Source organism: Pelagibius sp. Alg239-R121 (assembly GCF_947331435.1).
In the GTDB taxonomy this organism is placed as follows: domain Bacteria; phylum Pseudomonadota; class Alphaproteobacteria; order Kiloniellales; family Kiloniellaceae; genus Denitrobaculum.
In genome coordinates this window covers 88,322-101,647 of the sequence record NZ_CAMZOF010000012.1, presented here as the reverse complement: position 1 = coordinate 101,647, position 13,326 = coordinate 88,322, and the positions used below count along the sequence as shown (strand labels likewise).

Here is a 13,326-nt window from a genome sequence, read left to right as displayed (position 1 = left end):
CGATGAAAACCTTTGTCCAGGTGGATGGGGAGGGGAGGCGTTAATACATGGCCTTTATCATCTCCCAAGCCTGCATCGATATTAAAGACGGCGCCTGCACGGAAGTTTGTCCGGTCGATTGCATCTACGAAGGCGGGCGGATGTTCTACATTCATCCGGAAGAATGCGTGAACTGTGGACTCTGCGAATCGATTTGCCCCGTCGATGCTATCCGCGACGAGCTAGATGCCGAACCGGAAGAGGCCGCCTACATTGTCGTCAATAAGGAATTCTTCGGCGAAGAGGTTACCGGTTGGGGATCGCCGCAGGGCTGGAATCACAAGTATCAGACCGATAAGGACCACCCGGTCGTTGCAGCTGCGCCTAAAGCAGACCCGGGTTAGACGCAATCGCCAATGGCGATCTGTCGTACCGGCCAACCCGCTCGCGCCCTGTGAAATAGAGCGGAAAACCGAAGCCGGCGAGGCGCTTGCCTCATCCGACTTCGGGAAAAAGTAGACGCTGAGGTTCGACGTTATTCCTCTCGAAACGCCCGGCTGATCTGGTCTTCAAAAGGCTTCACAAGGTAGCTGAGCGCGCTGCGCGCGCCGGTCTGAATAAAGACTTCTGCCGGCATGCCCGGAGTCAATGTCAGGGCTCGCAGCCGCAACAGTTCTTCTTCCGACAAACGAAGACGTGCCAGGAAGTATTGCTCGCCGCTGCGTTCGTCCTCGGTCAGATCTGCCGCGACGGAAAAGAGCGTCGCATTCAGCTGAGGGGTGGTGCGCTGGTTGAAGGCGGTGAAGTGTATGACCGCATCCTGGCCCTTCTGGATCTGATCGATATCTCCCGGTGCAACCCGGGCTTCAACGATCAGCTTGTCATCCTGAGGAACGATCTGCATGAGCGCCTGACCGGGTGTGATCACGCCGCCGCGGGTGTGGATTGCGAGCTGATGAACCATGCCTGATTGCGGCGCTTGAATCTCCAGACGCCTGAGTTGATCCAGAGCGGCGACGCGGCGTTCCGCGAGTTCGGCCAGTTTCGCTTCGGCATCGCGCAGTTCACCCAACACAGCTTCGCGGAACTCCTTGTCGAGTTGGAGGACTTGAAGCTGGGTCTCGCTGACACGTCCTTCTGCACGCGCGATTTCAGCGATCAGCTGACCGTGCTCACCCTGGACCTTTACGGATTCACGCTCCAGCGCCATGTACTGGGTGATTGGAATCAGCTTCTTTTCTTTCAACCCACGAATCAGCTCCAGCTCCTTTTCCGTCAGTTCGACTTCACGTGACTTCGCACTGCGTTGCGAGGTCAGGCCGGCAATCTCATCGCGAGTCTGGGTCATGCGTTCCTGGAGCTGTTCGCGCTGTCCCGAGAGAGTTGCCCAGCGTGCTTGGAAGAGTTTGCGTTCTCCCTCCAGCAAATCGAAATCGCTGTTGGCTTTGGCCTGTTCCTGAAGGTGTACGGGAAAAACCAATTCTTCGTTTTTGTCCCGTTCCGCGATCAGTCGGGTGCGTCGGGTTTCCAGTTCGGTCATTTGCTTGGTGATGATCGCCAAATTGGCTTTGGTTGCGGTTCCGTCGAGCCGAACCAGCAGGTCACCTGCCTTCACCCGGTCACCGTCCCGGACGGCGATTTCACCGACGATGCCGCCTTCGGCATGCTGGACCAGCTTGGTGTTGGACTCAACGACCACCTTCCCCGAAGCGATGACAGCGCTGGAGATAGAGGCGATTGCCGACCAGCCGCCGACACCGCCGATCAGAACCGCGGCGACAATGAAGCCTGCCAGCAGGTGACGGCGCAGCGAGCGCCGGGTCGGGTGTACGGCCGGCGGCAGATCGTAACCGCCGTTTCGGATAGCGGCGGGTCCGAATCCGGAATGCTCAAGCAGACTCTGTGACAACGTTCAACGCTCCCTTGTCTTTGGTTTTGCTCTCATTGGATTTGGTTGCGGTTGGTTTTGCCGCGGTTGAATTACGGGGGGATTTATGGGCGATGGCTGCGGTTTGACGCATGATCTCTTCTTTGCGGCCAAAAGCCTGCTGACGTCCGTCCTTAAGCAGCAATAAATGATCGACCGCGGCAATCGCACTCGGCCGGTGCGCAACGACGATAACGATAGAGCCATAGTTCCGCATGGCGCGGATCGCCCCGGTCAAGGCTGCCTCGCCTTCGGCGTCCAGGTTGGCGTTTGGCTCGTCGAGCACGACGAGGAAGGGCAGATCGTAAAGTGCGCGCGCCAGTCCGACGCGTTGGCGTTGGCCCGCTGAAAGGACCGATCCGCCTTCGCCGATATCGGTGTCGTAACCGTCGGGCAGGTTCAGGATCAGGTCATGAATTCCAGCCAGTTGAGCCGCCTGGATGATCTGTTCGGAACAGCGTGCAGGATCGAAGCGGGCGATATTCTCGGCAACGGTACCATTGAAGAGATCGACGGCTTGCGGCAGATAGCCGACATGGCGGCCGAGTTTAGTCGGATCCCATTGATCGAGTGACGCACCATCCAGACAGATTTTACCCAGAATAGTCGGCCATACGCCGACGATGCTGCGCGCCAGAGTCGATTTGCCGCTGGCACTGGGCCCAATAATGCCAAGGCCCTCGCCGGCCTGCAGGGCAAAGCTGATCCGCTCGATCGCGGTTTTAGAACTGCCGGGCGGAACCACCGTCACACTGCTGAGATCGAGACTCTTCATTGGACGGGGCAGATCCATTTTCACGGTCTGTGTTTGGCCGCGGAGTGTCATTTTGAGGCGCTTTGCACTCTGCCGCGCCGCAATGCAGCCGCGCCAGTGTGCAACTGCCAGCTCAATGGGAGCCAATGCGCGGGACATGATGATCGAAGCCGCGATAATGGTACCGGGTGAGACCTCTTGCTTGACCGCAAGCCAGGCGCCGGCCGCGAGGATGACGGACTGCATCAACAACCGTATCGCACGGGTCGCCGCGGACAGCATACCGGCCCGATCGCTGGCCTTGCCCTGTTGGTTTAGGTAGCGGTCGTTGAGGCTGCCCCAGACGCGTCCCAGCTGTCCGCTCATGCCCATGGCATGCACGACCTCACTGTTACGCCGGCAGCTCGCGGCGACGGTATTGCGTTGGTTGGCCAGGCTTGCCGCCTCCCGCAGCGGTTTACGGTTCACGGCTTCGCTTAAGATGGCCAGTACGAACAGCAGCCCGGCGCCGGCGGTGGCAACAAGACCGAGGAAGGGATGAAAGAGATAGATTACACCAAGGTAGAGTGGGATCCAGGGCATATCGAAGATGGCCAACGGGCCTTGGCTGGAAAGGAATTGCCGCAGGGTGTCCATGTCACGGACCGGCGACGCCGATTCACCTTTCTGGCCCTGTCGCAAGGGCAAGGCGAGCACGGCACGGAAGACAGCCGGTGAAAGCTGTTCGTCCAGGCGGCGACCCACCCGAATCAGGACCCGAGACCGCAAGAGCTCGAAAAGGCTGAAAAAGAAATAAAGCAATGTGACCAGAACCAGCAATGCTGCCAGAGTCGGCAGGCTGCCGCTGGTCAGCACCCGGTCGTAAACCTGCATCATGAATAAAGGGCCGGTCAGCATCAGAAGATTGATGATGCAGCTGAACAACCCGATCCCAACGAAGGCGGATCGGCAAGTCTTCAGAGCGGCCCGGATCAGATTACGGTCGCCCGCAATGCCCTGAATGTCGTCCTGGGCGTTCGTGGCTGACGGGCTTTCGTCGCGTCTTGACATATTGTTGAGGTCCGCGGCGTGGTCTTTGGTCTGTTGAGAAAGCATGAACAATCAAGTCCCCGAAGTGCTGGCGGCGTGTGGTGGCCGGACTGCTCCGGCCACCACCCAACCCACCCGCGCAGATGCGCGGGTGGGAATGACAGATCTGTCGCTCGGGCCGCGTGTTAAGCGACCATCAGATCGTCATTGCAGCAGCATCCCCCGAAGCTGCCTGGCTGATCGGGGCTGTCATCTTCGGCGACAGGGGTCTGATCGCCCGGCATGTCGGTAGAATCGTCAGGCGTATCGCCTTCGTCCGCTGGCTCGTCTCCACCGTCTTCCGATTTGAACTCGATCGAAAGATCTGCGAACTCGATGGTCTCCACATCGAACAGAACCTTGGTCGAATCAGCACCAAGCAACAGCACGCCGTTGTTTGGCAGCAGCATGAAGTTGTAGTCGTCGAAGCTGCTTTCGCTCTCGAAACGATCGTCACCCGCGGCGCCCAGGATAATCTGATCTTTATCCATATCCATGAAGACATCGTCGCCATCCGTGCCATTCTCGACCGAAGGACCGGCAGCCAGATCGGGCATGTCGGGATCTTCCGCGTCGGGATCTTCTACATCTGGATCTTCAGCCGTTGGCTCGTCCGTATCCGGATCCTCAGCCGTCGGCTCATCGGTGTCGGGATCCTCGGCCGTCGGCTCGTCCGTATCCGGGTCCTCAGCCGTCGGCTCATCGGTGTCGGGATCCTCGGCCGTCGGCTCGTCGGTATCCGGATCCTCAGCCGTCGGCTCATCGGTGTCGGGATCTTCGGTTGTCGGCTCGTCCGTATCCGGGTCTTCAGCCGTCGGCTCATCGGTGTCGGGATCTTCGGCCGTCGGCTCGTCGGTATCCGGGTCTTCAGCCGTCGGCTCATCGGTGTCGGGATCTTCGGCCGTCGGCTCGTCGGTATCCGGGTCTTCAGCCGTCGGCTCATCCGTATCTGGATCTTCCGTCGTCGGCTCATCCGTACCGGGGTTTTCGGAATCCGGGTTCTCGCCAACCACGATGGGCGTTTCGAGGTCGGTGTTGATATCGACTTTTACGTTGCCACCTGCGATCGTGACCTGTTTCTCGACCACGCCATTGATCCCTTCACCGGAGAAGCGGACGGTGTAATCGCCGTCCTCCAGTGCGATCTGATAGCCGCCGGCTTCCCAGGTCGAGGTATCGACGGTATTGCCGTTCGAGTCGGTGATTTCGATATTGACGCCGCCCAGGCCTTCGCCCACGTCGTAGAAGTTGTCGCCATCGCCATCGTCGAACGTGACGCCGGTCAGGAAGCTTTTGCCGTCGTCCGAGAAAGCCTGCGTATAGAGGAAGGCGTCGGTGTACTGTTGCCAGTCACCGGTCGCGCCGCCGATGCCGGCCTCGCTCCAGTTGGCATTCATGATGTTGGCAAGGTGACCAGGTGAACGCAGGAGCGCACCGTGCCGTTCCTCAACGACATCCTGCTGATTAATGTTGTTGTTGCCAAAGGCAAACCAGCCGGCGATGTTTTCGCCGACACCGCCGCCATCCCAGCCTGCAGCGTCCGCACGCTGCGACGGACTCGAGCCGCCGGCGCCGGTGTGCGAGAAGGTATCGGTGTCTTCCATCCATTCGGAGTGAGCGCGTGCTGCTTCAAGCAAATCCTCGTTCATCGCCAGCGGTTCGAGGGGCGTGTCCGGAATACTGCCAAGGCTGAAACCATAAGTCTCAGCAGCCTGACCCGGGTCGGCACGTGCCTGGTTTACCAATTCAAGCATGTATTGTTCAAAGGCGGTTGGTGTAGCCATCGTATATATACTTCCTTTTTTCTTGAGGAATATTTTGATTGCCCAGAAAATGAGCAGGGCTGAGTATCGTTTGAAATGCGGCAGCAATTTGGCATATCGGGGCTAAGGAAATGTCATTTTCCAGTCCCATAATGCCACAGCTCAACGCAGCCCAATGGCCGGTAAAGTTATGTAGATTAATGGAAATTCGCCAATAGATCGTGGTTGTGCGACTAGGAGGGTGGTCCTAATTGAGTCGTTGCCTTAACTTTGGCGGTGCAGCAAGAATGGATCTGGCGCAGTGGCTTAGGCGTTTCGCTTGAAGTATTCGTTCTGCTAAAGACGATGCGTTCTGCCTTGCTGCCGCAAGCCTTTATGGCCGGGTGCAACAAGTGACATAAGTATTAATATTGTCCGATTTCAGATGAAATCTGTCTTCAGCGTAAACTCAGCTTGTCGATCAGTCGCTGCCGCTTGTTGAGCCACCAGCCAAATTGCGGTTTCCAGAAGCTGTAGTCTTTGTCTTTGCCGAGTGACCGAGACGCATGCAGCGGCCAGTTGGGATTGTCCAATAATTCCCGGGCAAGGGCGACCATATCCACTTTGCCGTCGGCAATGGCGGCCTGCGCAACTTCGGGATCCCAGAGAAAGCCGACGCCCATGGCGGCAATCTCCGCTTCCTGTTTCAGGCGTTCCGCAAAAGGCAACTGGAAACCCTGTGCAAGGGCCATGCGGCGCGGCGTGAAGCTGTCGTTGTGCCCAGCGCCGATTCCACCGGTCGAACAGTCGATCAGGTCCACGCCGGCAGATTTAAGGCCCTTGGCGAGCTCGACTGTATCTTCGGTTTCCCAGCCGCCATCGACCCAGTCGGTGACCGAGAGGCGAAAGAACAGTGGTTTGCCACCCGGCCAGGTCTCGCGGATCGCACGGGCCACTTCCAGGGCAAAGCGCATGCGGCCGTTCCGGTCGCCGCCGTAGGCATCCTGGCGTTTGTTAGTGAGCGGTGAGTAAAACTGGTGCACGAGAAATCCGTGTGCGGCGTAGACTTCGAGGACATCGTAACCGGCTTCATCGACCCGCCGGGCGCTGTCTCGAAAAGCCTGAAGCACGTCGTCGATATCGGCCTGGGTCATTTCGGTCGGTTCTTGCCAATGCGCACCATAGGGCACTGCAGAGGGGGCGATCATTTCCCAGGGTGCTTCGCCGCGCAGTTCGATGTCCTCGTTGTTGACGGGAGTCTCTCCGTGCCAGGGCCGCCGTTCGCTTGCCTTGCGGCCGGCATGGCCGAGTTGCACGCCTGATACGGCGCCCTGTTCATTCAAAAAACGCGCGACGCGGGCCATGCCCTCGATCTGTCCGTCTTCCCATAAACCCAGGTCACCGTGGGTCCGCCGGCCCCGGTCTTCGACCGCTGTTGCCTCCGTAAACACCAGTCCGGCTCCGCCGAGCGCGAAGCGGCCCAGGTGCACGAGGTGCCAGTCGTTTACGTAGCCGTCCCTGGCCAGATACTGGCTCATGGGGGAGACGGCAATCCGGTTCGGAAAGGTGACGTCGCGCAGGGTAAAGGGCGTAAAGAGCGGCATGTTTGGTCCTGAAGAGGGAAGGGACGGTTTGTAGCGCGAAAGACTACAACGCGTGTTGTGCAATCGCCACTACACCGCTCTTCACATCTGCGCGCGCTTTCTAATTCTGGTCGATAATTCTTCCCAGCCTGACGGCGGTTTGTCCCTGCCAGAGCCGCATGGAGGGCATCACCAGGAAGCAGTTATCGTAGGGGGTAAGAATTTCCTCGCCGCCGTCATGGGCCAATAGAGTGCCTTTCTCGGGGATAATTTCACCGCCTGTGTAGGCCCGTGCAAAGGTAAATTCCTTTTCGCTTTTGACGGTGACTGCTTCAGTCACTTCGACAAAGGTCTGCGGCGGTGTTGCTGCCCGACCGATATCGCCGCCGAAGGCTTCGTCGATAGTGCCCCGACTACGCAGAATCCTGAGACTTGTTTCGATGGCGAGGTCACCGGCTGCCTTCTCCCAATGCTGTCCGCATTCGATGAGGACTGCGTTCTTCGGGCTGTCCGGGTCCGAGAAGCCGGCGTAGTCACGCATGCGGACGCCGGCGGCATGGCCCTGGTCGCTGATCACGATTTCCGGAACGCCGACCTGCCGTGCAAGCTCACGGCCCTTTGCGCGCATGCCCGCCATCATAAAGGGTGGGCTGGGCCGTTGCATGGAGTGAATGTCGAGCAGAATATCCACGCCATCCATGAAGGGTCGGATTTCGCGGGCTCGGCGCAGTTCGCTGCTGTCGCGCTCGCCGGTCAGGACAGCATCGGACCAAAGGCGGTTGAAGTCTTCGTCGGCCCAGCGGGTGGCGTTGGGATCGTCCGGATCGAACCGGCTGTAAGCGTCGATATTGATGAAACCGAGCGAGAGGCGGCCTTTGACAGGCCGCACTTCTTCACGCAGCAGCCAGTCGAGCGCGATGGCGCCACAGATTTCGTTGCCGTGGACCAGCGCAGAAATCATCACGTGCTCCCCGGGCACGCCGCTGTCAAATGACCAGATGTAGGGTGTGCCGGTATTGCCTGCTGCGTAGGGGGTGATATCCGGCGCCGTCAGTTCCACAGGATAGTCGTTTGGGATTTTAATGGCACCGGCGGTTGGGGAAGCGGACATGGAATGGTCTCCTGATTTCATCTGTTCGTTGAATAGGCCGCAACAGCGTCGGCAATGATTTGACGGAAAGCTTGCTTTAAGCCGGGATGTTCCAGGCCATGGCCGGCACCTGGCACCATTTCGATCCGGACCTGGGGCAGGGCGGTTCTCCAGGCCGTCAGAAAATCCGGATGGCAGATGTGGTCTTGGGTGCCGTGTACGATGGCGATGGGAATCGCTGCAAGGCGATCGACATCGGTGAAGAGGCCATCTCGCCCCTGAGCGGCAGGCAGAAACGCCCGGTGCTTCCAATAGTGTAAACCGATCTGTGCCTTGATCATCGCAGCTTCGGGATCAATCCCGGCGTAGGTTGTGGCGAAGTCGCCTGGCTCTGTGGATCCAAAGCTGTTTTCGTAGGCAACCCAGATTCTTACGGCTTCGATTGCACGTTCAACATCAAGACCGAATGCTGCTTTGTGGTAGCTGTCGAGAATGCTGCGCCAGTCACTTGCCCCGGCGAAGTCACTGAGAGCTCGCCAGGCTGTTTCGTTGATATTGCGCCGACCTTCCAGTGCCCAGACAAACTTTTCATCACTCCAGACGGTGATCGCCCGCAGCAGCACAGCGTGGCAGCGTTCCGGATGGGCGACCGCGTAACGCAACGCGAGTGTCGTGCCCCAGGATCCACCTGCGACAAACCACCGTTCGAACCCGAACATCGTTCGCAGCTGTTCCATATCAGCGATCAAATCGCCGGTCGTGTTTGCTTCGATGCTACCCAGAGGTTCCGACTTGCCGCAGCCGCGCTGATCGAAAAGGACACTCCGAAAGCACGTGCCCTCAAACAGAGGATCGACAAAGATATCATGCAATTCGTCGGCGGAGCCGGAACCCGGGCCGCCGTGCAGCAGCACGACCGGAATGCCGTCTTGGGGCCCTCTGACCGACCAGGCAATCCGATGGCCGTCCCCGACCTCCAGGTGACCGCGCTCCAACGCTACTTCATCCAGTTTGGAGGCAGATGCCATGGGGCTGTTCACTTTGAGCAGACGGCGACGAGGCGGTCGAGGAAGGCGTCGCAGGCCGCGAGCTGCGCAATCTCGACGAATTCGTTCGGTTTGTGGGCCTGTGCGATGTGCCCCGGACCGCAGATCGCGGTCGGAATTTCGGCTTGGGAAAAGAGGCCAGCCTCGGTGCCGTAGGCGACCTTGGTATGCCGGTTCTTTCCGGCAAGAGATTTGACCAGTGCAATCAGATCCGAATCGGGTGGCGTTTCGAGACCGGGGAACCCTGAAATGGCTTCAAACGCGATCGAGGTTTCGGGTGCGACGGCGTGCATCTCCGGTTCCAGCACTCTGGCAGCGTAGGCTTTGACCTCGTCGACGAGTGCGTCGACATCCACTGCCGGCAGGGCCCGAAACTCGAAATCGAAGCTGCAGAGCTCCGGCACGATATTCAGCTGCGTACCGCCATTGATGATGCCGGTATGAGCTGTCGTGTGTGCGACGTCGAAGTCCGGATCGAGCGGGCCTTCGCGCTTCAGGCGTTCGCCGATCTCGCGGATGAACACAACCAGGCGGGCCGCGTACTCGACTGAGTTGACAGCTTGCGGTGCGAGGGACGAGTGCGCGGCCTTGCCGTTGACCGTTACCCGCAGAGACCGTTTGGTCTTGTGCGCGACGACGACTTCCATACCGGTGGGCTCGCCAACGATACAGGCAGAAGGCAGTGGCTTTTCACCAACCACCTTAGAGATCAGGCTGCGAACCCCCAAGCAGCCGACTTCCTCGTCGTAGGACATGGCGATATGCACGGGACGTTTAAGTTCAGCCTTTGTGAGTTCCGGAACCTTCGCAAGCACCGCTGCCAGAAAACCCTTCATGTCTGAGGTGCCGCGCCCGAAAAGTTTGGTGTCTTGCGGTGTCAGAACGAAGGGGTCGCTGTCCCAATCCTGTCCGTCAACGGGGACGACATCGGTGTGGCCGGAAAGAATGATTCCGCCATCGATGGCAGGTCCGATGCTGGCCCAGAGGTTTGCTTTTAAACCGCTGTCATCGTTGATCCGCTGCGAGGATACGCCAAAGGCCGCCAGATAGGTTTCGACCCATTCAATTAGGGCAAGATTGGAATCCCGGCTGGTGGTGTCAAAACCGACAAGCGCATCAAGGCAGGCTATGGTCCGTTCGACACCGCTCTTACGCGTGATGCTGTCAATGTTCGGAGTCGGATCTGGATGCGTTGGGGCATTCATGCGGGTTCCCAGAGGTCGCTTTTGGGGGTTGAAAGCCGGATGTGCCGCATAAAGCTGCGGGCGGAAACCGACGGTGGGCGGCTGGCCGAAACGGCGAAGCTGGTGCGGTAGGCGATATCGGGTTCGAAGGGGCGGACCACGATGTCGTCGTCCGATCCGCTGATCAGCGGAAAGGGATTGGTCATAGTGATACCCAGGCCGTTGCGTACAAATTCACAGGCGGCCACCGAGGTTGCGGTCTCGACAATGATGCGCGGCGAAACCCCGGCGCGTGCAAAGTGCTGGTCCAGGATCATTCTCGCCCGGTGCCGGCGGGTCAGCGCAATGAAGTCGACCCCGTCGAAGTATTCCGGACGCATGACGTCGTGTTTGGTCAGCTTGTGCCCTTTCGGAAGGATGCAGACGCCTTTTGACAGGCGATAGGGGATGAGCTTTAGGCCCGCGCGAGTCTGATCGGCGCTGGTGATACCGAGGTCGAAGCGCTCGTCGACAATGCCGCCGATCAGGTCATCGGATGTACAGATCTCAAGACTGACCATCTGATCCGGGTTGGCTTTCAGATAGCTCGCGACGCTGCGCACCAGGAAGCGATGAGCCAAGGTTGGCGGCGCCGCCACACGGAGCGGCTCCTGCGGCGAAGATTTCCACTTGGCGCCGTCGATGCCGGCCAAGGCGTCGAACAGCGGATCAAGGTTTTCGTTGAGTGCCAGCGCTTCCACGGTCGGCTGAAGTTTGCCCTGTTCGCGCTCGAACAGCATCTGGCCGATGCGGCTCTCAAGTTGGGAAATCGAGCGGCTTACGGCCGATTGAGAGATTCCGAGCCGACGGGCGGCGGCCGTGGTAGAGCCGGCGGAAATCACCGCACGCAAAGTCTCGAACTCCCGTAGGCTGTGCCAATTCGTCCGCATTCTATTTTCCCTACACCACCACTCGGGTCCGCAACAAGCCACCCGCTTGTCATGGGTGTATGAGCTTTTCGCATAAAGTTTTTAGTTCCTCATGCATAAACTAATCGGTAGCATTTCGAAACTATTCGGTGCCGCCGTGACGAAATTGCGCGTGGCAACCGTACTCATGGATAAGCCGGATACCGGCGCGTGGCCTGAAAAAGCGGGCTAGAACAGTGGTTTGGCGTTACAGGGAGAGTCTTTGATGAATAAATTAACCACCAGCGTGGGATGCGCCTGCGCGGCTGTTGCCTTGATGGTTGGGGCTGCGACCTCGGTATCTGCCGAGAGTCTGACCATCGGATTAGCGTCGGAAGCGACCTCGGTCGATCCGCATTTCCACAACCTCACTCCGAACAACCAGATCGCCACTCACATATTCGGCGGCCTGATCAACCAGGACAGCAAGCAGAAACTTCTGCCGGGTTTGGCGGTTTCCTGGAAGCCAATCGACGATCTGACCTGGGAATTCAAGCTTCGGGAAGGTGTAAAATTTCACGATGGTTCCGACTTCAATGCGGACGACGTAGTCTGCAGCTTTACCCGGGCACCTGATGTGCCGAATTCGCCATCCAGCTTCGGGACCTATACCAAGGGCAAGACGGTCGTGAAGGTCGATGATATGACCGTTCACATCAAAACCGAAAAGCCGTACCCGCTGATGGCGAACGATGTTTCGCTGATCCACGTCGTTTCCAACGAGAAGGGCTGCAGCGGAACGACCGAACAGTTCAACAACGGCGAAGCGACCATCGGCACGGGGCCTTACAAGTTTGTCTCCTACACGCCGGGCGAAAAGATTGTCCTGACTGGAAACCCGGACTATTGGGGCGACAAGCCGGTCTTTAGCGATGTTACGCTGCGTCCGATCAAATCCAGCCCATCGCGCGTTGCGGCGCTGCTGGCCGGCGACGTAGACATGATCGACGGTGTGCCCACAGCCGACCTGGCGACGCTGAAGGAAAACGGCGATCTGCAGATCAGCGAAGGCGTCTCTAACCGCGTCATCTATCTGCATCTGGATCACTTCCGGGATGATTCGCCTTTCGTGAAGGCGAAAGACGGTGGGCCGATCAAAAACCCGCTGCGCGATGCACGGGTGCGTAAAGCGATCTCCATGGCGATCAATCGCGATGCCATTGTCGAGCGTGTGATGGAAGGCCAGGCAATCAAGGCGGGACAGCTGTTGCCAGAGGGATTCTTCGGCGTGTCTGAGAATTTGAAGCCGGTGGACTACGATGCCAAGGGCGCCAAGAAGCTCTTGGCAGATGCAGGTTTTCCGGACGGCTTCAAGCTTCGAATCCACGGTCCGAACGACCGCTACATCAACGATGCCAAGATTGCAGAGGCAATCGCGCAGATGTTGACCCGGATTGGCATCGAAACTGACGTCGAGACCATGCCGCGTTCGGTCTACTTCAAGCGGGCATCACGCGGCGGTAAGGACGGACTGCCTGAATTCTCCTTTGTGTTGGTCGGTTGGGGCGCAGGTTCGGGTGAAGCATCCTCTCCTCTGCGTTCGCTCCTGCATACCTATAACAAGGATAAGGGCTTTGGAGCGTCCAACCGCGGCCGTTACTCCAATGCAGAAGTCGACAAACTGATCGAAGACGCATTGGCAACGGTTGACGATGCCAAGCGCCAGGATCTGTTGGCCAAGGCAACGGACATGGCGATCGAGGATGGTGGCATCATTCCGCTGCACTATCAGGTCAATGCCTGGGCTGCTAAAAAGGGCATCGCCTACCGGGCTAGAACTGACGAGCAAACGCGTGCCTACGACGTGATCAAGCAGTAGTCGTCTGTAGGAGCGGCACCAGTCTTAGGTGTCGCTCCAACGATGAAAGATGAAGTCCGGCTCCTTTCAGGTACGTGCTATCTTAGAGGAGCCGGCATCACACCCAAGATGCCGAACGAGCCGTGGGTGCGAAAAGCAGGTGGAAAAGCAGTCAATAGCAGCCTGATCCGATTGTCGTGAATTGGAA

General features: G+C 58.6%; 10 protein-coding genes. 2 read left to right on the top strand and 8 right to left on the bottom strand.

The window, feature by feature from the left end:
- Positions 1 to 47: 47 nt before the first annotated feature.
- Positions 48 to 383, top strand: coding sequence for a ferredoxin family protein (locus QMZ18_RS31370; RefSeq protein ID WP_282610375.1), 336 nt, complete (start codon positions 48 to 50; stop codon positions 381 to 383).
- 131 nt (positions 384 to 514) lie between these two features.
- On the opposite strand, the gene QMZ18_RS31365 is transcribed toward QMZ18_RS31370, so the two are convergent.
- The 8 genes from QMZ18_RS31365 to QMZ18_RS31330 form a co-directional block, all read right to left on the bottom strand.
- Positions 515 to 1,888 (bottom strand): HlyD family type I secretion periplasmic adaptor subunit, encoded by a 1,374-nt coding sequence (locus QMZ18_RS31365; protein WP_282610374.1) that lies wholly within the window; start codon positions 1,886 to 1,888, stop codon positions 515 to 517.
- Positions 1,869 to 3,755 (bottom strand): type I secretion system permease/ATPase, encoded by a 1,887-nt coding sequence (locus QMZ18_RS31360; protein ID WP_282610373.1) that lies wholly within the window; start codon positions 3,753 to 3,755, stop codon positions 1,869 to 1,871. Before QMZ18_RS31360 ends, QMZ18_RS31365 begins: the two co-directional genes overlap by 20 nt.
- Positions 3,756 to 3,874: 119 nt before the next feature.
- Positions 3,875 to 5,512 carry a CAP domain-containing protein gene (locus QMZ18_RS31355; protein ID WP_282610372.1) on the bottom strand — a complete coding sequence of 546 codons (1,638 nt, stop codon included), beginning with the start codon at positions 5,510 to 5,512 and terminating at the stop codon, positions 3,875 to 3,877.
- A gap of 416 nt (positions 5,513 to 5,928) precedes the next feature.
- Positions 5,929 to 7,074 carry an NADH:flavin oxidoreductase/NADH oxidase gene (locus QMZ18_RS31350; protein WP_282610371.1) on the bottom strand — a complete coding sequence of 382 codons (1,146 nt, stop codon included), beginning with the start codon at positions 7,072 to 7,074 and terminating at the stop codon, positions 5,929 to 5,931.
- Between the two features lie 100 nt (positions 7,075 to 7,174).
- Positions 7,175 to 8,164 (bottom strand): M14 family metallopeptidase, encoded by a 990-nt coding sequence (locus QMZ18_RS31345; RefSeq protein WP_282610370.1) that lies wholly within the window; start codon positions 8,162 to 8,164, stop codon positions 7,175 to 7,177.
- A 17-nt stretch (positions 8,165 to 8,181) separates the two neighbouring features.
- Positions 8,182 to 9,171: an alpha/beta fold hydrolase gene (locus tag QMZ18_RS31340; protein ID WP_282610369.1), complete on the bottom strand. Its 990-nt coding sequence runs from the start codon at positions 9,169 to 9,171 to the stop codon at positions 8,182 to 8,184.
- A gap of 8 nt (positions 9,172 to 9,179) precedes the next feature.
- On the bottom strand, positions 9,180 to 10,394 hold the full coding sequence (argE, locus tag QMZ18_RS31335) for an acetylornithine deacetylase (RefSeq protein WP_282610368.1): 1,215 nt from the start codon (positions 10,392 to 10,394) through the stop codon (positions 9,180 to 9,182).
- Positions 10,391 to 11,302, bottom strand: coding sequence for a LysR substrate-binding domain-containing protein (locus tag QMZ18_RS31330; protein ID WP_282610367.1), 912 nt, complete (start codon positions 11,300 to 11,302; stop codon positions 10,391 to 10,393). The genes argE and QMZ18_RS31330 overlap by 4 nt, the downstream gene beginning before the upstream one ends.
- 244 nt (positions 11,303 to 11,546) lie before the next feature.
- On the opposite strand from QMZ18_RS31330, the gene QMZ18_RS31325 reads away from it, so the two are divergent.
- A complete protein-coding gene (locus QMZ18_RS31325) occupies positions 11,547 to 13,139 on the top strand; it encodes an ABC transporter substrate-binding protein (protein WP_282610366.1) in 1,593 nt (530 codons plus the stop codon).
- Positions 13,140 to 13,326 lie beyond the last annotated feature (187 nt).